This is a genomic window from Stenotrophomonas rhizophila (genome assembly GCF_000661955.1).
GTDB classification, from domain to species: domain Bacteria; phylum Pseudomonadota; class Gammaproteobacteria; order Xanthomonadales; family Xanthomonadaceae; genus Stenotrophomonas; species Stenotrophomonas rhizophila.
The window spans coordinates 3,502,051-3,521,322 of record NZ_CP007597.1 but is presented as its reverse complement, the minus strand read 5'-3'; the positions used below and the strand labels follow the sequence as shown (position 1 = coordinate 3,521,322).

22 protein-coding genes, 1 tRNA gene and 1 other RNA gene are annotated in these 19,272 nt (G+C 68.6%); 15 read left to right on the top strand and 9 right to left on the bottom strand.

Features of this window, described 5'->3' with window-relative positions; all coding sequences use genetic code 11:
- Positions 1-18: 18 nt before the first annotated feature.
- Genes DX03_RS15295 through DX03_RS15285 form a run of 3 tightly spaced genes read left to right on the top strand, consistent with a single transcriptional unit; the run spans position 19 to position 1,960 of the window.
- Positions 19-768: a 3-deoxy-D-manno-octulosonic acid kinase gene (locus tag DX03_RS15295; RefSeq protein ID WP_038690124.1), complete on the top strand. Its 750-nt coding sequence runs from the start codon at positions 19-21 to the stop codon at positions 766-768.
- Positions 768-1,535, top strand: coding sequence for an MBL fold metallo-hydrolase (locus tag DX03_RS15290; protein WP_038690122.1), 768 nt, complete (start codon positions 768-770; stop codon positions 1,533-1,535). The genes DX03_RS15295 and DX03_RS15290 overlap by 1 nt, the downstream gene beginning before the upstream one ends.
- Before the next feature lie 2 nt (positions 1,536-1,537).
- A complete protein-coding gene (locus DX03_RS15285; RefSeq protein ID WP_051598883.1) occupies positions 1,538-1,960 on the top strand; it encodes a nuclear transport factor 2 family protein in 423 nt (140 codons plus the stop codon).
- A 115-nt stretch (positions 1,961-2,075) separates the two neighbouring features.
- On the opposite strand, the gene ffs is transcribed toward DX03_RS15285, so the two are convergent.
- An RNA gene (ffs, locus tag DX03_RS20790) (signal recognition particle sRNA small type) lies at positions 2,076-2,172 on the bottom strand.
- Between the two features lie 133 nt (positions 2,173-2,305).
- On the bottom strand, positions 2,306-2,698 hold the full coding sequence (locus DX03_RS15280) for a hypothetical protein (RefSeq protein ID WP_038690120.1): 393 nt from the start codon (positions 2,696-2,698) through the stop codon (positions 2,306-2,308).
- Between the two features lie 218 nt (positions 2,699-2,916).
- Here DX03_RS15280 and DX03_RS15275 point away from each other — a divergent pair, with 218 nt between their 5' ends.
- Positions 2,917-3,234, top strand: coding sequence for a DMT family transporter (locus DX03_RS15275; RefSeq protein WP_038690118.1), 318 nt, complete (start codon positions 2,917-2,919; stop codon positions 3,232-3,234).
- Between the two features lie 66 nt (positions 3,235-3,300).
- Here the strand turns inward: DX03_RS15275 and DX03_RS15270 are convergent, their stop codons facing one another.
- Positions 3,301-3,753: a GNAT family N-acetyltransferase gene (locus tag DX03_RS15270; RefSeq protein WP_038690116.1), complete on the bottom strand. Its 453-nt coding sequence runs from the start codon at positions 3,751-3,753 to the stop codon at positions 3,301-3,303.
- Positions 3,754-3,853: 100 nt separating this feature from the next.
- Between DX03_RS15270 and DX03_RS15265 the strand changes: the two genes are divergently transcribed.
- Both DX03_RS15265 and DX03_RS15260 read left to right on the top strand, forming a co-directional pair.
- Positions 3,854-4,543 carry a hypothetical protein gene (locus DX03_RS15265; RefSeq protein WP_185753365.1) on the top strand — a complete coding sequence of 230 codons (690 nt, stop codon included), beginning with the start codon at positions 3,854-3,856 and terminating at the stop codon, positions 4,541-4,543.
- A 158-nt stretch (positions 4,544-4,701) separates the two neighbouring features.
- Entirely contained in the window at positions 4,702-5,382 is a 681-nt protein-coding gene (locus DX03_RS15260) for a hypothetical protein (RefSeq protein WP_051598882.1), read from the top strand.
- A 120-nt stretch (positions 5,383-5,502) separates the two neighbouring features.
- Here DX03_RS15260 and DX03_RS15255 read toward each other — a convergent pair.
- Positions 5,503-5,595: transfer RNA gene (locus DX03_RS15255), tRNA-Ser, on the bottom strand.
- A 135-nt stretch (positions 5,596-5,730) separates the two neighbouring features.
- Here DX03_RS15255 and dnaX point away from each other — a divergent pair.
- The 4 genes from dnaX (at position 5,731) to DX03_RS15235 (ending at position 9,236) form a co-directional block, all read left to right on the top strand.
- A complete protein-coding gene (dnaX, locus tag DX03_RS15250) occupies positions 5,731-7,692 on the top strand; it encodes a DNA polymerase III subunit gamma/tau (RefSeq protein WP_038690112.1) in 1,962 nt (653 codons plus the stop codon).
- 6 nt (positions 7,693-7,698) lie between these two features.
- Complete coding sequence (locus DX03_RS15245) at positions 7,699-8,019, top strand: YbaB/EbfC family nucleoid-associated protein (protein WP_038690110.1); 321 nt, start codon at positions 7,699-7,701, stop codon at positions 8,017-8,019.
- Positions 8,020-8,118: 99 nt separating this feature from the next.
- The gene (recR, locus tag DX03_RS15240; protein ID WP_038690108.1) at positions 8,119-8,718 is read left to right on the top strand and encodes a recombination mediator RecR; all 600 of its coding nucleotides are present in this window, start codon (positions 8,119-8,121) and stop codon (positions 8,716-8,718) included.
- Positions 8,719-8,876: 158 nt separating this feature from the next.
- A complete protein-coding gene (locus DX03_RS15235; RefSeq protein WP_038690105.1) occupies positions 8,877-9,236 on the top strand; it encodes a histidine triad nucleotide-binding protein in 360 nt (119 codons plus the stop codon).
- 185 nt (positions 9,237-9,421) lie between these two features.
- On the opposite strand, the gene DX03_RS15230 is transcribed toward DX03_RS15235, so the two are convergent.
- From DX03_RS15230 to DX03_RS15215, 4 genes are read right to left on the bottom strand one after another with little or no spacing between them, the layout of a single operon-like run.
- Positions 9,422-9,946, bottom strand: a complete 525-nt coding sequence (locus tag DX03_RS15230) for a Slp family lipoprotein (RefSeq protein ID WP_038690103.1) — start codon at positions 9,944-9,946, stop codon at positions 9,422-9,424.
- Complete coding sequence (locus DX03_RS15225; protein WP_038690101.1) at positions 9,943-11,892, bottom strand: transglutaminase TgpA family protein; 1,950 nt, start codon at positions 11,890-11,892, stop codon at positions 9,943-9,945. Before DX03_RS15225 ends, DX03_RS15230 begins: the two co-directional genes overlap by 4 nt.
- Complete coding sequence (locus DX03_RS15220; protein WP_038690099.1) at positions 11,885-12,841, bottom strand: DUF58 domain-containing protein; 957 nt, start codon at positions 12,839-12,841, stop codon at positions 11,885-11,887. Before DX03_RS15220 ends, DX03_RS15225 begins: the two co-directional genes overlap by 8 nt.
- Before the next feature lies 1 nt (position 12,842).
- Entirely contained in the window at positions 12,843-13,769 is a 927-nt protein-coding gene (locus DX03_RS15215; RefSeq protein WP_425598281.1) for an AAA family ATPase, read from the bottom strand.
- Between the two features lie 67 nt (positions 13,770-13,836).
- On the opposite strand from DX03_RS15215, the gene DX03_RS15210 reads away from it, so the two are divergent.
- Positions 13,837-15,678, top strand: a complete 1,842-nt coding sequence (locus tag DX03_RS15210; protein WP_038690095.1) for a glycosyltransferase family 39 protein — start codon at positions 13,837-13,839, stop codon at positions 15,676-15,678.
- Positions 15,679-15,697: 19 nt separating this feature from the next.
- Here DX03_RS15210 and DX03_RS15205 read toward each other — a convergent pair whose 3' ends face one another.
- Positions 15,698-16,270: a Maf family protein gene (locus tag DX03_RS15205; protein ID WP_038690093.1), complete on the bottom strand. Its 573-nt coding sequence runs from the start codon at positions 16,268-16,270 to the stop codon at positions 15,698-15,700.
- 112 nt (positions 16,271-16,382) lie between these two features.
- Between DX03_RS15205 and DX03_RS15200 the strand changes: the two genes are divergently transcribed.
- From DX03_RS15200 to DX03_RS15185, 4 genes are all read left to right on the top strand, one after another.
- Positions 16,383-16,892, top strand: coding sequence for a YceD family protein (locus DX03_RS15200; RefSeq protein WP_038690091.1), 510 nt, complete (start codon positions 16,383-16,385; stop codon positions 16,890-16,892).
- Positions 16,893-17,000: 108 nt separating this feature from the next.
- Positions 17,001-17,198 (top strand): 50S ribosomal protein L32, encoded by a 198-nt coding sequence (gene rpmF, locus DX03_RS15195; RefSeq protein WP_038690090.1) that lies wholly within the window; start codon positions 17,001-17,003, stop codon positions 17,196-17,198.
- A gap of 88 nt (positions 17,199-17,286) precedes the next feature.
- Entirely contained in the window at positions 17,287-18,264 is a 978-nt protein-coding gene (locus DX03_RS15190) for a beta-ketoacyl-ACP synthase III (protein WP_038690087.1), read from the top strand.
- 74 nt (positions 18,265-18,338) lie between these two features.
- Positions 18,339-19,121 carry a BUD32 family EKC/KEOPS complex subunit gene (locus tag DX03_RS15185; protein ID WP_038690086.1) on the top strand — a complete coding sequence of 261 codons (783 nt, stop codon included), beginning with the start codon at positions 18,339-18,341 and terminating at the stop codon, positions 19,119-19,121.
- Positions 19,122-19,272: the final 151 nt, after the last annotated feature.

The window sequence follows — 19,272 nt, the reverse complement described above, 5'->3', positions numbered from 1 at the left end:
GTTGTTAGACTCGAAGGAATGGTCGCATTCGACGCCAATGAAGCGCTGACGCCCTGCCGTGATGGACGCGGACTGGGTGCCATTCTGTTCGACCGCGAACGGCTGCGGCAAGCCGAGATCGAGTTGTTCTCGCCGGCCCACTGGGCCGAGCGGGCGCGGCCGGTCGGTGATGGCGGTCGCGGTGGTGCCTGGTTCGTGGATGCGCCGTTCGGCCAATGCGTGCTGCGCCAGTACCTGCGCGGCGGCATGGCGGCCAAGCTGAGCCGCGACGCCTACCTGTGGCGCGGCGCCGACCGCACCCGCAGTTTTGCCGAATTCCGCCTGATGCGCGCCCTGCGCGCGCTGAAGCTGCCGGTACCGCGCCCGATCGCCGCGTTCTACATGCGCGAGGGCATGCGCTACCGCGCCGCCATCCTGATGGAGCGGCTGGAGGGCGTACGCTCGCTGGCCGACCGCGCGCTGGTCGCCGGGCGCGGCGCCCCGTGGGAGGAAACCGGCCGGCTGGTCGCGCGCTTCCATCGCGCCGGGCTGGACCACGCCGACCTCAACGCACACAACATCCTGTTCGATGCCAACGGCCACGGCTGGTTGATCGACTTCGACCGCGGCGTGCAGCGCATTCCGGCCACGCGCTGGCGCGAGCGCAATCTCAAACGCCTGCTGCGGTCGTTGCTCAAGCTGCGCGGCGAGCGCAGCGTGGAAGACGTGGAAAAAGACTATGCACGGCTGCGCCGCGCCTACGACCTGGCCTGGAACCGGGGCTACTGATGGACTGGGCACTGCGCTTCATGGGGGTCGGCAATGCGTCGGCCGTGCAGCTGGGCTCGCCGATGGCGGTGATCGAGCGTGACGGCCGGCCGTGGCTCACCATCGACTGCGGTGGGGAAGGCCTGACCGCCTTCCTGGCGCAGTACGGGCAGGTGCCGCAGGCGCTGTTCGTCACCCATGTGCACCTGGACCACGTGGCCGGTTTCGAGCGGTTGTTCGTGGATGCGTATTTTTCGCCGCACCGGCGCGGACGCATCCGCGTGTACGTGCCGGCCACGGTGGTGCCGCTGCTGCACAAGCGCGTGGCCGACTATCCCAACGTGCTGGCCGAGGGCGGCGCCAACTTCTGGGACGCCTTCCAGCTGATCGTGGTGGGCGATGCGTTCTGGCACGACGGGGTGCGCCTGGAAGTGTTCCCGGTGCGCCACCACTGGCCGGAAACCGCCTATGGCCTGCGCCTCAAGGGCGCGGTGACCTGGAGCGGCGATACCCGCCCGATTCCGGAAATGCTGGCCCGCTACGCCGACGACAACGAACTGATCGCCCACGACTGCGGCCTGCACGGCAACCCGTCGCATACCGGCGTGGACGACCTGGAACGTGAGTACAGCGGTGCGCTGCAGGCGCGGATGATGCTGTACCACTACGCCAGCGAGGCCGATGGGGCCGCGCTTCGCCAGCGCGGGCATCGCGTGGCGGTGCCGGGGCAATGCGTGGCGCTGGCCGCGCCGACCGCCCTGCACGTGCTGACGCAGGATCCGCCCTGAGCATGGCGCAGGCGACGGACAGCACCGCGCTTGCCGCCCATCTGGAAGCGCTCGAGCGCGCCCTGCATGACCCGGTGGTGCGTGCCGATGCCGCGCGCCTGGACGCACTACTCGATCCGGAGTTCAGTGAAATCGGCAGCTCGGGCACCTGTTACGGGCGCGCTGCCGCGCTGGCTGAGATTCCCGCCGAGCGCGCCGTGGTGGAGATCATCTCCGACGACTACCGCGTTTCCCTGCTGGCCCCGACCGTGGCGCAGGTGCGCTATTGCAGCTGGTATGTGGTCGACGGTGTGCGCCAGCGCGCGGTGCTGCGCAGTTCGTTGTGGCGGCTGCACGATGCGGGGTGGCGCGTGCTGTTCCACCAGGGCACGCCCGGCGTAGCGCCGACCGTTGGTCGGCTGACGTCGAATTCCGCGGAGCGTTGAGGGCAGCCGACCAACGGTCGGCGCTACGGGGCAGCCGACCAACGATCGGCGCTACGGGGCAGCCGACCAACGATCGGCGCTACGCCCGCGATGGCAAGGGCCCAAAAAGGTGGCGGCCCCGCCGGCTGACCTCGGCGCCCGCGTCGATCGATACCGTTGCTGCCTTCCGGCCCTGGCGGGATTTTCGACCTAGCGTCGCGAGGGGCCGACGGGGCCACCATAGAGACGTTCCAGACACCGGGTGATCGAAATCAGCGGGTGCCGGAGGTGCAGTGCAGGGAAAGCCCCGCAGTGCAGTCGCGCATTCTAGCGCATGCGCCGCGTGCAGTACCAGCGGCGCGCCACTCAGCCGTCACGCTGCCACAGCAGCTGCAGGTCGCCATCGACGAAGCCCAGCCCGATGCCCTGCACCTGCGCGGTCAGGCGCGGGCCGAAGCGGGGCGTGGCCAGGGCCTGGAGCAACGCGGTGTGCAGCGCGGTCAGGCAATCTTCCCAGTGGTGGCCGGTCAGCGAATACGGCACTTCGATTTCGCGGACCTCCGGTGCCCAGACTTCATCACAGGCCCAGTCAGGATCCTGTGCATCGAAACGGTCGGTACCGACCAGTTCGATGCAGAAGCCGGCATCGTCGCCCGCCGCACCTTCGCTGAGGTTGAATGACAGGCCCACCACCGCGTCGGGGAGTGGCGACTGCAGCGCCTGTTCCAGCCAAGGGGCGAGTGTCGAATCAAGCGTCATGCGGGCCTTCCTGCGCCAAGGCGGGTCAGGATGCCACGCCTGCCGCGCGTCCACGTAGCTGAATCGGCTGTAGCCACGGGCTGAACCCCGCGAAAAGCGCCGGGCATGCAGGTGTCGGCCATGGTCCGGCGTTGCTAGAATCGCCGCAGGAGGAACGGCCTCCCCCGCAGCGGGACACACTGACCAGGACGGCCTGGCCCCTATCAAAGGAGGGCCACATGGCCTGGATCTATCTGTTGGCAGCCGGCGTACTGGAAATTGTCTGGGCGTTCGCGATGAAGCAGTCCGACGGCTTCAGCAAGCTCACCCCCAGCATCATCACCGTGGTCACCATGATCGCCAGTTTCTGGCTGTTGTCGCTGGCCATGCGCACCTTGCCCCTGGGCACCGCGTACACGATCTGGACCGGTATTGGCGCAGTGGGGGCGTTCATCATCGGCATCGCGTTCCTGGGCGAGCAGGTGAGTGCGATGCGTATCGCCGCGGCGGTGCTGATCGTGAGCGGGCTGGTGCTGATGAAGCTGTCGAGCACCTGAGTCCATGCGGTAGCGGCGAGGGCGCCACGCCCTGCGTGGTGGCCCTGCGCGCATACCTTTCGGCGTTCAACCCAGCGACAGCACGCATTGCATGTCCACCGCGTCCAGGCCCGGGCCGTGGCCATCGGTCACGACCCGGGTGATGCCGAATCCCAATGCGCTGTAGAAGTCGCAGGTGTGCTGGCTGGTGCTCAGCACCACGCGGCGCGCGCCACGTGCGCGTGCCTGCTGCAGGCGCGCCTGTGCCAGCTCACGGCCCAACCCCTGCCGGTGCACGGTGTGGTCGACCATGCCCCAGCAGAACGCGGCGGTCAGCGCGTCGTCCATCGCCAATCCGCCGCAGGCCACCACCCGGTCGCCGCGTTCGATCACCCGATAGTCCGCAGCGCGCGCAGGCTGCTGCAGGTAGGTGGAAAAGTCCGCACGTTCATGCGCGCCGAAGAAGCGCGGCACATTGCCATCGAAGATGGCCAGGCAGGCGGGTGCATCGGCGGCGGTGAAGGCGCGGATCGTGGACATGGGACGGCTGGCAGTGGCGGGGTAGCGCGACTGTGCCACGGAACCCGCTGCTGGTCCGCCGCGCTACCATCGGGGCGGACAGGTGAGGCAGGAGGCCGGAATGTTCAGAGCGAAGATCGCCGCATGCGTCGTGCTGGCGTCGTCGGTGTCGGGGTGCACGTACGTGGTCAAGGACACGGCCGTGGTCTGCGACACCGTCGGTCACGCGCCGGTACAGGCGACGCTGCCGCCGACGGCGGGGCAGCCGGCACGCCGCATCGCGCTGGTGCTGGACTACTGGCTGGTGGAGACCGCGCCGGGCCAGGCGGACAACGTGGTGTGGCTGGCGTTGAGCGCGAGCAATGAAGGGCGGCGGCGCTACGACACGCGCCGGCACGGCCCGTACGCGCCATCCGTGTGGGGCCCGGGCGAAGCGCCGGTACCGCTGTGGTATTCCTCGGCGGGGGCGTACCTGGTCCGCGAAGACGGCCAACGCATCGCCGCCGATCCGGCGTTGTATCGCGGTTTCAGCACGGCATTGAGCGCCCGCCAGCGCCGCCCGGAGCGGTACGACGCGCGCCGGCTCGACCTCAACAGCGATGTCATCTGGGGGCCGCGCCAGGGCGGAGACCTCAATCAGGCCATCATGATCCGCTTCGATATTCCGCCACCGGCGCCGGACGCGCGCTGGACGCTGCATCCAGGCGAGGTGACCGTGGGGGACACCGACACCGTCGTGGCATTTCCCGCGCGCGGGTTGTGCCTGCGCAAGGGCCATCGCGGCAAGGTGCACTGGAGCATGCTGCCGTGACGCATGCGGATCCGCGTCGCCCGTTGCTATGCTTGCTACACAGGGAATGGATGCCCACGCCGGGCGTGATGAGGATCATCAACATGTCGCATGCTGCACCCCGTGTCTGCAATGAACCCGCACCTACGGCGCGCCCGATGACGACGCAGCCCAGGCCGATGCGTCTGCGCCTGCTGCGCGGCGCGTTCTACTCAGGCCTGGTGCTGGCCATGGCCGCCTGCCAGCCTGCGCCCGACGTCGCGCAGGACGCGGCATCTACAACGGGCGCTGCGCCCGCATCGTCGCCCGCACCCGGCACTGGTTCGGCGCCGCCCGCATTCAAGGTCGCCACGTTGCCGGTATCGCGTGCACCCTTGGGTCCATTCCCGTATCTGGATCTGCCGGCGGGGTACGTCCGCCAGGACGAGCTCCAGGGCGGATTCGACCGCGTGCCGTTCTGGACCGGCGACCGCGTGGAGTGGGTGGACGGAACGGTGTACTCGACCATGATCCACAGCGACGGCGCGCACCCGTATTCGCCGTTGGCGCTCAGCCGCCACGTGCAGGCGCGGGTGGAGTCACTGGGCGGCCAGCGCATCTTCAGCGGGACGTTACCTGCCGAGGCGTCCGGCGCGATCGGCAACAGCAAGGCGGCGGTCACCTATGTGGGCGGGCTGGGGGACATCTACAACGCCCCGGCCCAGACCTTTGTGATCCATCGTGCCGACCGGGATATCTGGGTGCACCTGGGTGAGTCCGGCGATGCCGCGGGCCTGCTGGTGGTGGAAACCCGGCCGGTACAGGTCACCGGCGGCGGCCGGCCCCTGGATGCATTGAAGCGGGAGCTGGGCAAGGGGTAGAGCCACACATGGGTGGCTGCGCGCCGGGAAGCGAAGCCACCCATGGGGTGGCTCTACCGGGGATTCTTTTGCGTCGCGCAAACAAAAAGGCCGCCCCGTAGGGCGGCCTTTTCATGTGTGTGGCGGAGAGAGGGGGATTCGAACCCCCGAAGCGCGGTTTAGACGCTTACACACTTTCCAGGCGTGCTCCTTCAACCGCTCGGACACCTCTCCGGACCTGCTGCGATAACCCGCTGCAGGGGCGCAGATTCTAGCGGGGGAATTGCATTCGCACAAGCGGTACGCCGCCGGGGCGGGAGGACTGGACAGGCGTGGCACAATGGACGTCCCGATGAAGACGGTGGCCTGATGTCCTATCTCGTCCTTGCCCGCAAGTGGCGTCCGAAGCGTTTTGCCGAGCTGGTGGGCCAGGAACACGTGGTCCGTGCGCTCAGCAATGCGCTGGACAGCGGCCGGGTGCACCATGCGTTCCTGTTTACCGGTACCCGCGGGGTGGGCAAGACCACCATCGCGCGTATCTTCGCCAAATCGCTGAACTGCGAGCAGGGCACCAGCGCCGACCCGTGCGGCCAGTGCCCGGCCTGCCTGGATATCGACGCCGGGCGCTACATCGACCTGCTCGAGATCGATGCCGCGTCCAACACCGGCGTGGATGATGTCCGCGAGGTGATCGAGAACGCCCAGTACATGCCCTCGCGTGGCAAGTACAAGGTCTATCTGATCGACGAAGTGCACATGCTTTCCAAGGCGGCGTTCAATGCGCTGCTGAAGACGCTGGAAGAGCCGCCGGAGCACGTGAAGTTCCTGCTGGCCACCACCGACCCGCAGAAGCTGCCGGTGACGGTGCTGTCGCGCTGCCTGCAGTTCAACCTGAAGCGGCTGGACGAAGACCAGATCCAGGGCCAGATGACCAGGATCCTGGCGGCCGAGGAGATCGAGTCCGACCCGACCGCGATCGTGCAGCTGGCCAAGGCCGCCGACGGCAGCCTGCGTGATGGTCTGTCGCTGCTCGACCAGGCCATCGCCTACGCGGGCGGCGCGCTGCGTGAAGACGTGGTGCGCACCATGCTGGGCACGGTCGACCGCACCCAGGTGGCCGCCATGCTGGACGCGCTGGCCGATGGCGACGGCGTGCGCCTGCTGCAGGTGGTCGCCGCGCTGGCCGAGTTCTCGCCGGACTGGAGTGGCGTGCTCGAGGCGTTGGCCGAGGCCCTGCACCGCATCCAGGTGCAGCAACTGGTGCCGGGCGCGCAGTCCGACGGCGAGGGTATCGATGCGGCGGCCTTCGCCCAGCGGTTGCGCCCGGAAGTGGTGCAGCTCTGGTACCAGATGGCGCTGGGTGGCCGACGCGACCTGTACCTGGCCCCGAGCCCGCGTGCGGGCTTCGAAATGGCCGTGCTGCGCATGCTGGCGTTCCGCCCGGCTGCCGCGGTACCGCCGGTGCCGCGCGATCCGGGCACCGGCACCGAGGTGAACAACGGCGCCGGCAGCCCCGCCCAGGGCAGCGGCATGGCGGCAGCGCCTGCCGCCGTGGCCGCCGCGCCGGTCGCCCGGGTGGTACCGGCCGCAGCCAGCGTCACCCCGGTGGCCCCGGTAGTTGCGGTGGCGGCCCCTGTGGCTGCCCCGGCCGCGGCGCCGGAACCCGCCCGGCAGACCCCGCCGCCGGCGGCAGAGCCGGCGCCTGAAGACGACCTGCCGCCGTGGCACCAGGCCGGTGCGGAAGAGCGTGACGAGGCGCTGGCCGCCGAACTGGCCAGCCCCGACGCGGCCATGGTGGCACCGTGGGAGGCGCCGCCCGCGCGTCCTGCCGCGCCAGCACCGGCCCCCGTGGTGGCCCCGGCTGCCGTGGCGCGCCCGCAAGGCATCGCCATTGCGCCCTCGGCGCCGGCCGCCGTGGCAGGGGCTGCCGCGCCAATCGCCCTGGCCTCGCCCGAAGCCTGGCTGGAACTGGTCGCCCAGAGCCAGCTCAACGGCCCCTCGCGGCAGCTGGCGGCCCACGCGGCGTTCATCAGTTTTCAGCACGGCATCTTGAAACTGGCGGTATCGCCCGGATTTGAGTACTTGTGTTCGGACCGTTCGCTGGCAGCGCTGACCGATGCGCTGTCCGGCCCGCTGGGGCAGACCCCGCGGATCGTGATCGAACATGGCGACGCCGAGGCCGAAACGCTGCACCAGCGTTCCGACCGCCAGCGTGGCGAGCGGCAACAGGCGGCCGAAGCCGCCTTCATGGCCGACCCGCAGGTGCAGGTGCTTATCCAGCAGCACGGCGCGCGGGTCGTGACCGATTCCATCCGTCCTTTTGATGAGTAACACGACATGCGCGGCAACATCGCCCAATTGATGCAGCAGGCCCAGAAGATGCAGGAAAACCTGCAGAAGGCCCAGGAAGACCTCGCCAAGCTGGAAGTCACCGGCAGCGCCGGCGGTGGCATGGTCAGCGTGACCCTGACCGGCACCAAGGAGTGCCGCAAGGTGCGTATCGATCCGTCGATCCTGGGCGATGCGGAAATGACCGAAGACCTGGTCGCGGCGGCCTTCAACGATGCGTCCAACAAGATCGACGCCGAATCGAAGAACCGCATGGGCTCGGCCACGGCCGGCATGCAGTTGCCGCCGGGCATGAAGCTGCCGTTCTGACCCACCGCAGGTGCCGGGCCCGTGCCCGGTACCGGTGGGGTGACCACGACGCGAAGCCTTCGGGCTTCGCGCGTTCGTTTCTGAGATGAGCCCATCGCCATGAGCCTGCCCCTGCTCGAACAATTGATCGAGGCCTTCCGTGTGTTGCCGGGCGTTGGCCAGAAAACCGCCCAGCGCATGGCCTACCACGTGCTCGAGCGTGAGCGCGTGGGCGGGCAGAAGCTGGCCGAGGTGCTGGCCAAGGCCATCGAACGCATCGGCCATTGCGTGCAGTGCCGCGATTTCAGCGAGACCGAGACCTGCGCGGTGTGCGCCAACGGCAGCCGTGAGCGGCAGCAGCTGTGTGCGGTGGAATCGCCGGCCGACCGGTTGGCGATCGAACATGCGACCGGTTTCCGCGGCGTGTACTTCGTGCTGCAGGGGAGGTTGTCGCCGCTGGACGGCGTGGGCCCGCGCGAACTCGGCCTGGATCAGCTGGAGGCCCGCCTGAAACAGGGCGAGGTGCAGGAACTGATCATCGCCACCAGCGCCACGGTGGAAGGCGAAGCCACCGCGCACTACCTGGCGCAGCTGGCACGCGCGCACAAGGTGCGCCCCAGCCGGTTGGCGCAGGGCCTGCCGTTGGGCGGCGAACTGGAATACGTGGACCGCGGCACGCTGTCGCACGCCTTCGGCACGCGCACCGAAATCCAGGAGTGACCCCCGTCAACCGCGCCGCGCCGACAGGGTAGAGCCGACCGTTGGTCGGCTGGCCGCGCTGGCCGCGCTGACCGCAGCGCCCGTGTACCGCGCCGCACCCGTCGAAACCGGCAGCGCATCCGCGCTACTCTCCAAGCCCCTGTTCCAAGAGGTGCCCCATGAGCCAAGACACCCTGTTCGGCAAGATCATCCGCCGTGAAATCCCGGCCACCATCGTCTATGAGGACGACGACGTGCTCGGCTTCAAGGACATCGCCCCGCAGGCGCCGGTGCACGTGCTTTTCATTCCCAAGAACGAGGCGATCCCGACCCTGGACGACGTGCAGCCCGCGCAGGCGCACCTGATCGGCAAGCTGGCGCTGGCGGCGGCCGAGTACGCCCGCCGCGAAGGCTTCGCCCAGAACGGCTACCGCGTCGTCATGAACTGCCGCGAGGACGCGGGGCAGACCGTGTTCCACATCCACCTGCACCTGCTGGCCGGCGCGCCGCTGGGCCACTTCGGCACGCCGAACGGCTGAGGTACCCCCCACCGACGGCCTCCCGGGGTAGAGCCACCCCATGGGTGGCTGCACGCGATGGTCGATGCCACACCGCGCTGCATCGGCCCGCGGTGGAACAAAAAAAAGCCGCCCTTGGGCGGCTTTTTTTGCAAGGCGTACCGACCAACGGTCGGCAGCTACCTTTGCGGTCGGTATCTACCCGCTTACCACCAGCCCCAACCGCGGTAGCCCCAGCCCGGGCCCCAGCCCGGACCCCACGGCCCGTACGGGTAGGCCGGCACCACGTCCACCTGGCGCTGTTCCGGCCACAGGTAGATGACATCGGCATCCAGCTTGGGCAGGCGGTAGTCGTACTCGCCGATGCGGGTGTTCTCGTAACCGGCGATCTTGCCGATGAAGGTCACATCACGGCCCGGCTCGAACACGGCCGGGTCGTAGAAGCCGGCGCGGCAGGCGACGAAGCGGCCGTCGCTTGCATCAGCCGAGGTGGTGCTCGGGCGGCCACTGCCGTTGAGCGGGCGCGAGATCATCTGGAAACAGGTCTGGCCCTGCACCGGATTGGTTTCGATGATGCGGCCACCCCAGCGCACCGGGGTACCCACCTGCTGGGTGGGCACCGCATCGCGCGGGCTGACCATGCTGAACTGGCCTTGCAGCGGTTTGGGCGCGGTGGCGCAGGCGGCCAGCGCCAGCGAAGCAGCGAGGGGAAGCAGAATCTGGATCTTCATGGGGATGCTCCGGAGGACGGGCGATGCCTGCGCAGGTCGCGCAATAATGAAGTGAGGTCGACGTCCGCGCCAGCGTAGCGCGCGAGAACGAAACGGCTGCTGAGCGACAACAGCGCCGGGTCGGGCCGCTGCTGGTGGACGCGCTGGGCCCAGCGGTCCGCTGGCTCGGCACTGTCACGCGCCAGGCCAAGCCGGGCGTAGCGCCGCCCCAGCCGGTGCCAGGCGCGCAGCAATGGATCGCGCTCACGTTCGCCACGGCCCAGCAGCCACGCCATCCAGCCTAGCGTGGCCAGCGCGAAGACCGTGAAAACGGCAATCAGCTGTGCCGGTTCCAGCTTGTCGATGCCCAGCGGGCGCAGCATGCGCTGCTGGCGATCGGCATCGAAGGACAGCACCAGGTCGTTCCAGCCCCGGCGCAGCCAGTCGGTGGCCTGGCCCAGCTGCAGCCAGCGGCTCTGCAGGGTGGCCCCGCCGCCGCCCTGCAGACGGTCTTCCAAGGTGTCGTAGATGCGCTCGGGGGCGACCGCGGCGGTCGGGTCCACGCGTACCCAGCCGCGCTCGGGCAACCACACCTCGGCCCAGGCATGGGCATCCATGCGCCGCACCACCCAGTAGTTGCCGTAGGGGTTGCGCACGCCGCCGGCAAAGCCGGTCACCACGCGTGCGGGAATGCCGGCGTTGCGCATCAGCACCACGAACGCCGAACTGAAGTGCTGGCAGAAGCCGACCTGCTGGTCGAACAGGAACTCGTCCACGCCATCGCGACCGGGCAGCGGCGTGGTGAGGCTGTAGGCGAAGCGGGCGCGGATCCAGTCCAGCGCGCGCGCCACGATGGCCGCATCGTTGCTGCCGGCCTCGGCGCGCCACTGCCGGGCCAGGGCGGCCGTGCGCGGGTTGAAGCCGTCCGGCAGCTGCAGTGCCTGCTGGCGCTCGTACGGCCGCAGTGCGTCGCGGTAACGGCTGGGCGGGGCGGACTGCAGGCGCCAGCGGGTCAGGGTGCTCAGGTTGCTGCGGCTGCGCAGGCTGTGGTCGGCATCCAGCGCGCTGCCGGGCGGTGCCTGCAGCGGCAGGTCCAATGCCACCAGCTGGCGGCGGTCGGTGGGCTCGTAGTCGATCTGGTAATCCCAGCGCAGCGTGCCCGAGGTGACCGCGGCGGGTGGGCGCTGCCGGGCGTCCTGATCCCGGGTCCAGCTGCGGCCATCGAAGCGGCTCATCACCGGGCCGCGCCAGTAGCGCTGCTCGGGCGCCGGCACCGCGCCGAAGAACGTCACGCGCAGGGCGGGCGCATCGTCGGCCATCAGGTCCAGCCACTGCCCCGGTTCCATGCGGTCGGACAGGCCCGGCTTGCCCACCGCGCGGTCGGGAATGCCCCACAGCGGCTCGCTCAGGCGCGGGAACAGCCAGAACCCGGCCAACGCCAAGGGCAGGCCCAGTGCAACCAGGCGGCCAACGCCGCGCAGTTGGCCGACCAGGCGCGGGCTGGGCGCCTGGCCTTCGGCATGGGCCAGCCGCTGCAGGGCGAGCAGGGCGGTCAGCGCGGCCAGTACGGCCAGCGCCATGGTCAGCGGCCCCTGGTCGAGCAGGAAGGCGGCGAACGGGGCAAACAGAGCAAACCCGAGCAGGCTGCGGGCATCGCGCAGGCTGCGCAGTTCGCTGGATTTCAGTGCCAGCATGGCCGCCAGCAATGCGCAGCCGGTATCGCGGCCGGGGCGTGCGCCCATCTGCCAGTAAATGGCGGCCAGCATGCACAGCACCAGTGCCAGGCGCAGCACGGCAGGCAGCACGCGTTGGCGGGCCGCCAGGGCGGTCACCAGCGCGACCAGCGCGATGATGGCGGCGAGCAGGTCAGGCAACTGCAGCAGCAGCGGCACCAGGCCGAGCGCGGCGCTGGCCAGGGTCCAGCGCCGCGCGCTGGGGCTCAGGGTGGGGGAGGTGGGCTCAGCCATGCGGCATCAGCGCCAGTGCGCGTTGGCACAGGTGGTGGTGGGCGCTGCCATTGCCAGGCCCCAGTACCGGCTGCCCGGGCAACTGCAGGGTGTAGCGGCGGCCATCGCGCTCGGCGAGGTCCACCCAGCGCGCCAGCCGCGCGATGCGTGCTTCGACCGGCAGCGCGGCCAGCTGCCGCCAGTCCAGCAGCACGTCCACGCCGACCGGTTTTTCATACTCGCGCACCAGCAGGGTGTCGCGCCGGGCCGAGTGCTTCCAGGCGATGCTGCGCGGCGGGTCGCCCGCGCGGTAGGGGCGCAGTTGATGCAGCTCATCGCCGCTGGCATGCACGCGGGTATGCAGCGGGTCGCCGCCACTTTCCGGCAGCGCGGGCGCCTGGAGTTCGGGGGCGGCGTAGACCAGCAGCGGCGCGTCGGGCCACACCCACGACCAGGCGCGCACCAGGCCGAGCGGCTGGGTGGTGGAAATGCGGATGCGCGTGAGGTCGAGCCAGCCGCGTCGCACGGTAGGCAGCATCAGGTCCACTTCGATCTGGTCGGTGTCCAGCAGATGGCCGAAGGCCACCGCCTGATCAAGGGCCAGTTCCAGCCCGCGTCGTGCGCGTGCGTCGGGCCGTGACAGGCTGATCCGCAACCGCATCGGCTGGCCGGCATGCACCGGTTCGGCCGACACCGCATCGATCTGCAGCCCGGACAACTGCAGGTGCGCGCTGATGGTGCTGGCAATCGCCACGGTGGCCAACAGCAATGCCAGCAGCAATGCCGGGTTGTTGTTGTAGTTCAGCGCGCCCAGCAACATCGCCACCAGCAGGGTGGTCACGAACATGCCGAAGCGGGTGGGCAGCACATAGATGCGGCGCCGGTCCAGCCGGCGCGGCAACGCTTCGGGCTGCCGTGGCCGCGCCAGCAACTGCAGCTTCTGCCAGCGGTCTCCCCAGCCGCGGCGCATCTCAATCCACCGCGACGGTCTGGAGGATCGCGCGGGCCAGTGCCGGGCCGGTGCTGGCTTCTGCTTCGGGCACCAGGCGATGGCCGGCGACGGCCACGAACAGGGTCTGCACGTCTTCGGGCACCACGTGCGTGCGACCGAGCAGCAGCGCATGCGCCTTGGCCGCGTGCAGCAGGGCCAGCCCGGCGCGGGGCGACAGCCCCACGCGCACGCCGGCGTGCTGGCGGCTGCGGGTAAGCAGGGCCTGCACGTAGTGGATGAGTGCGTCGCTGGCATGCACCTGGCGGGCCGCGTCGCGCAGCGTGCGCACCTGTGCCTCGTCCAGGCGTGGCTGCGCCTGTGCGATCAGGTGGCGGCGGTCGGTACCGCGCAGCAGCTCGCGTTCGGATTCGGCATTGGGGTAGCCCAGTGCCAGCCGCAGCAGGAAGCGGTCCAGCTGCGAGTCGGGCAGCGGGAACGTACCCGACAGGTCCACCGGGTTCTGCGTTGCGATCACGAAGAAGGGATCGGGCAGCGGGTGGGTGACACCGTCCAGGGTGACCTGCTGTTCGGCCATCGCTTCGAGCAGCGCGCTCTGCGTGCGCGGCGGTGCGCGATTGATCTCGTCGGCCAGCAGCACGTGGGTGAACACCGGGCCGGGATGGAACTGGAACTGCCGGCTGGCGGCATCGTAAACCGAGACGCCGAGCACATCTGCGGGCAGCAGGTCCGAGGTGAACTGCACGCGCTGGAAGCCCAGTCCGAGGCTGGAGGCCATCGCATGGGCCAGCGTGGTCTTGCCCAGGCCCGGCAGATCTTCAATCAACAGGTGACCGCCCGACAGCAGGGCGACGAACGCCAGCCGCACTTCATGTGCCTTGCCCAGCACCAGCCCGTTGACCTGGTCCTGGGCGCTGCGGAGGGCCTGTCGCACTACATCGGTTAGCATGGCTGGCACCTGGGGCGAATTTTCCATGTCCGTCTCGTGTCGATGATTCCTTCGATTCTATAGAGCAATGCAGGGCGAACAACGCGCACGCACAATTTTTCTGCTGTTGTGGACGCTGGTCACCGCAGTAAAGCTGGTGATCGCCGCGCGTCTGCCGTTGTTCGTGGACGAAGCGTTCTACTGGCAGGAAGGCCAGCACCTGGCCGCGGCCTATTCCGACCTGCCGGGGCTGACGGCCTGGCTGTCGCGGCTCGGGGTGGAACTGGGCGGCGCGCACGTGCTGGCCCAGCGCCTGCCGTTCCTGGCCATCGGCGCAGCGCTGCCGTGGTTGGTCTCGCGCATTGCCACGCGCTGGTTCGGTGCAGTGGCGGGCTGGCAGGCCGGCAGCCTGACCTTGCTGATGCCGTTGTCGGGCACGCTGGGCATCCTGGCGGTGCCGGACGTGCCGATGGCCCTGGCCGCGGTGCTGTGCCTGGATGCCGGCGCGCGCCTGCTGCGCAACGTCGACGCTGCGTCGGCCATGAAGCTGGCACTGGGCCTGATGATCGGCGCGCTCAGCCATTACCGTTTCATCGGCGTGATCGTGGTTGGCTTCATCGCCCTGCTGCTGTTGCCGCAGGGGCGCCGCATGCTGCGCGATCCGCGCGTGTGGGTGGCGCTGGCGGTGGGGGTGCTGGCGTGGTTGCCGCTGCTGTCGTGGAATGCCGACAACCAGGATGCCGGCCTGAAATTCCAGGTGGTCGAACGCCACCCGTGGGCATTCGAATGGAGTGGTCTGTGGTTCCTGGTGATCCAGCCGATGCTGGTCACCCCGATCCTGTGCATGGCGATGTGGAAGGTGGCGCTGGCCGGCACCCGCAGCGGTGGCGGTGCGCGTGCGCAGTGGCGCTACTTCGGTCTGGTGGGCGCGGTCTCCACCGTGGCGATCTTCGGGCTGGGCTTCTTCACCGATGTGGAGCGCATCAGCTTCCACTGGCCGTTGCCGGGGTATCTGGCGCTGCTGGTGGCGGTGCCGGTGGTGCTCAACGGCTGGCCGCGCTGGCTGCGGCGCACCGGCTGGTGGCTGGCCGGTGCCGGCCTGGCGCTGGCCTTCGGGTACTACCTGATGGCGTCCACGCCGAGCCTGCGCGAGCAGCTGGCCGGCGACAAGTACTACCCGCGCAATTTCGCTGGCTGGGAACCGCTGGCCGCCGCGGTGCGCGACGAACTGTCCGGCATGCCCGAAGGTACCCGGGTGCTGGCCGGCAACTTCAAGGTAGGCGCCGAGCTGGGCTTCCAGCTGCGTGATCCGTCCATCGAAGTGCTGCGCCACCCGCTCAACGACAAGCACGGTCGCAGTGCGCAGCTGGGGCTGTGGGGGCTGTTGCACGATGGCCAGCGCAAGGCGCCGATGCTGCTGGTGCTGTCGCCCAGCGACCAGCGTTACCGCGACCTGCTGCAGCGCTACCACGCGGTGTGCGAGCAGGTCGGCCCGCTGCCGCCGCCGCGGGTGGTCAGCAACGATCACGGGTACCAGCGCTTCCTGCTGTTCAAGCTGCCGGCCGAGCGCGCGTCCGGCCCGTGCGTGACCCCGGCGATGGCCTGGATCGACACGCCGCAGGCGGACGCAGCCGTGACCGGCGTGGTGGAAGTGCGCGGCTGGGCCTTCAAGGACGGGGTGGGGCTGTCGCGGGTGGAGGTGCTGCTGGATGGCAAGGCCGTGGCCGAGGCGGACTACGGCCGCACCTACGACATCACCAGCTTCTGGACCAACTCCAACGATCCGCAGCACCCCAACGTGGGCTTCACCGCCCGGGTCGATACGCGCGCGCTGGCGCCGGGCAGGCATTGGCTGGGCCTGCGCCTGCACGGGCGCGACGGCAGCGTGGAGCCGTGGCAGGAGCAGGCACTGCAGGTGCCCGCGCGCTGAGCGTGCGCGGCGGCAGGGATCAGGGCAGGGTGTAACCGGCCTGGCGCAGCAGCTGGCTGGTGGCGATCAGGGGCAGCCCGATCAGCGCGGTGGGGTCGCGGTTCTCGATGGCCTCGAACAGGGCGATGCCCAGCCCCTCGCATTTGAAACTGCCGGCGCAGTCCAGCGGCTGTTCGGCAGCCACGTAGCGGGCGATCGTGGCCGCATCCAGGGCGCGGAAGTGCACCCGGGTCAGGTCGCAGGCTGCCAGCTCCCGGTCGTCGCAGTGCAGGCTGACCGCCGTATGGAACGCCACCACCTGGCCGGACATCGCCGCCAGCTGTGCCTGCGCCGCGGCTACCGTGCCCGGTTTGCCCAGCGGGGAACCGTTCAGCTCGGCGACCTGGTCCGACCCGATCACCCAGCGCCCGGGGTAGCGGGCGGCCACCTCGGCGGCCTTGGCCCGTGCCAGACGCACCGCCACTGCACGCGGCGCTTCACCCCGCTGCGGGGTCTCATCCACGTCCGGGCGTGCGCAGTCGGGGGCCAGGCCCAGCCGTTGCAGCAGTTCCAGGCGGTAGCGGGACGTGGAGGCAAGCACGGGCGGAAGCATGCGAAAATACCGGTTGGTGGGCTCGGCAGTCTGGCCGCGGTGGCCGGGCGGGGCAAGCCGGTACACGAGGGATTTGACAGCCGGGCAGACGGTCCTTAACATTCAGCGGCTTATGTCCGCGAACGTGCCCGAATTGCTGGATGCTTGGCGGATGGTTGCAGCACGCAGGTGCTTCGACGGCCAGGTGAATCTAGCTGAATTGACCCGCCTGCAAGGGCTTGTTGCCGATACCGAAGGTCAGTGCACCTATGCACTGGAATTCGCGCACGACGACATCCTGCGGGTATCCTATGTTGAACTGACCATTGAAACCGCGCTGCCGCTGATCTGTCAGCGCAGCCTGCAGCGCTTCCTGCTGCCGGTCTCGATGGTGCAGCGGCTCGGCCTGATCCGCAGCGAAGAGGAAGAATCCTCGCTGCCGGAAGGGTACGAACCGTGGCTGGTGCCCGAAGACGGCATGCTGCGACCGCTGGAACTGGTCGAGGACGAACTGGTCCTGGCCGTGCCCGTTGTGCCGTTGTCTCCCGATGGGCAGGCAGTGGACCGCGACTGGGCACCGACCGAAGAAGAAATCAGCAAGGCCAATCCGTTCGCGGCGTTGGCGGCACTGAAAAAACAATAGCAGCCGGATTGTCGTCGGCGGCTGCGGCGAAAGCGAAGACTGTGCTGGGCGCTGGCGTCCTGCGCGACGAAACGACGAAGCAAAACGAACCGAGTTTGGAGCAATCCCATGGCTGTGCAGAAATCCCGTGTCACCCCGTCCCGCCGCGGTATGCGCCGTGCGCATGACGCCCTGAGCGCCAAGCAGCTGTCCACCGATCCGACCACCGGTGAAGTGCATCTGCGTCACCACATCACCGCTGACGGTTTCTACCGTGGCAAGAAGGTGATTGCGACCAAGTCGAATTCGGCCGTCGAAGAAGATTGATCCGTGAAGGCCGCTGCCCGGTCGGGCAGCGGCCTTTACTCCATTCTTCCCGGCTGTCGGTGTTGATGGCCGTGCTACAGGACATGCAATGAGCAAGCGGATCTACTCGAGGATCGCGGGCACTGGTAGCTATTTGCCCGAAAAAGTGTTGACCAACCAGGATCTGGAGAAAATGGTCGACACCACCGATGAGTGGATCCAGTCGCGAACGGGTATCCGTGAGCGGCACATTGCAGCGGAAAACGAAACCACCAGCGACCTCGGCTATCACGCCGCGGTGCGTGCGCTGGAAGCGGCCGGTATCGACGCTTCGCAGCTGGACATGATCGTGGTGGGTACTACCACGCCCGATCTGATCTTCCCCTCCACCGCGTGCCTGATCCAGGCCAAGCTCGGTGCGAGCGGGTGCCCTGCCTTCGACGTCAACGCCGCCTGTTCGGGCTTCGTGTTCGCGTTGAGCGTGGCGGACAAATTCATTCGTTCCGGTGATGCACGTCATGTGCTGGTCATCGGTGCGGAAACCCTGACCCGGATCGTCGACTGGACCGAGCGCACCACCTGCGTGCTGTTCGGCGACGGCGCTGGCGCGGTCGTGCTGAAAGCCGACGAAGACACCGGCATCCTGAGCACCCACCTGCATTCGGATGGCAGCAAGAAAGAGCTGCTGTGGAACCCGGTGGGCGTGTCGGCCGGTTTCGGCGAGGGCGAGAACGCCCGCGGCGCGATCCTGATGAAGGGCAACGACGTGTTCAAGTACGCCGTGAAGGCGCTGGACTCGGTCGTTGACGAAACCCTGGAAGCGAACGCGCTGACCAAGGCCGATCTGGACTGGCTGATCCCGCACCAAGCCAACCTGCGCATCATCGAAGCCACGGCCAAGCGCCTGGACATGTCGATGGAGCAGGTGGTGGTGACGGTGGACAGGCACGGCAATACGTCGTCCGCCTCGGTGCCGATGGCGCTGGACGTGGCGATCCGTTCGGGCCGCGTCGAGCGTGGCCAGCTGCTGTTGCTGGAAGCCTTCGGTGGCGGCTTCACGTGGGGTTCGGCTCTGCTGCGCTATTGATAGTGCTCGTTACGACAACGTGACGTTTTCATTACGGCCCCATTTGGGGCCGTATGCATTTCAGGAGACCTGTCATGGTTGAGCCCATCGTCATTGAAGGGCAACGTGCCTGGCTGAAGCAGTACGGCGAAGGAAGCCGCGCGGTAGCCTTGGGCCTGCTCAATTTTGTTGCACACCGTTTCCAGCTGGATGCGCTGCGCCCGCCGCCGCATCGGGGTGGCGATGCCGCGAAGGAAACCGAGGCCCGCCGTCTGGGCGAGCTGGCCGCGCAGGGTGTGAACGTGCCGCACGTGATCGGCAGTGGCCATGCAGCGCTGGTGCTGGAAGACAACGGTAGTTCGTTCAACACCTGCCTGCGCCAGGCCGATGCGGGCGGGCGCGATGTGCTGGTGGCGGCGGCCATGCAGGCCATTGCGGCGGCGCATGCGAAGGGCGCCTACTTCGGCCAGCCGTTGCCGCGCAACCTGACCTGGGACGGGGCGAAGGTGGGCTTCATCGATTTCGAGGAAGACCCGCTGGAGGTGATGGACCTGGCGCAGGCGCAGGCACGCGATTGGCTGATGTTCGGCTACGGGGTGGCGAAGTATTACGAGGACCGTCCGCAGCAGTTGCAGGCGCTGATGGCGCAGGCGATGGACGGGGTGGAAGCGCCGGTGATCGCGCATGCGCACGCGGTGTCGGGGCGGCTGCAGGGGCTGGCCCGGGCGAGTCTGAAGATGGGGCGTTCGGCGCGCGCGCTGGCTCACGCGATCCTGATCGTGCACGGGGCCACGACGCTGGGGGTGCTGATGCTGGCGGTGATCTGCTACGACTTCTTCTCCGACGGCGACCTCGACATCCTGCAGTTGTTGGTTTGATCGGGTGGGGCTTTTTTTGAAGCCAGAGCTTTTAAGAGCTTAAGAGCCAGAGCGTTGTTGCTCGCTTGCGGCGTGCCGGGTCGGCGTGGGTGGGTTGGCGGGACACGCCGTGAATCCATCCCTGGAGGCTCGTGGGCGCCATCCATGGCGC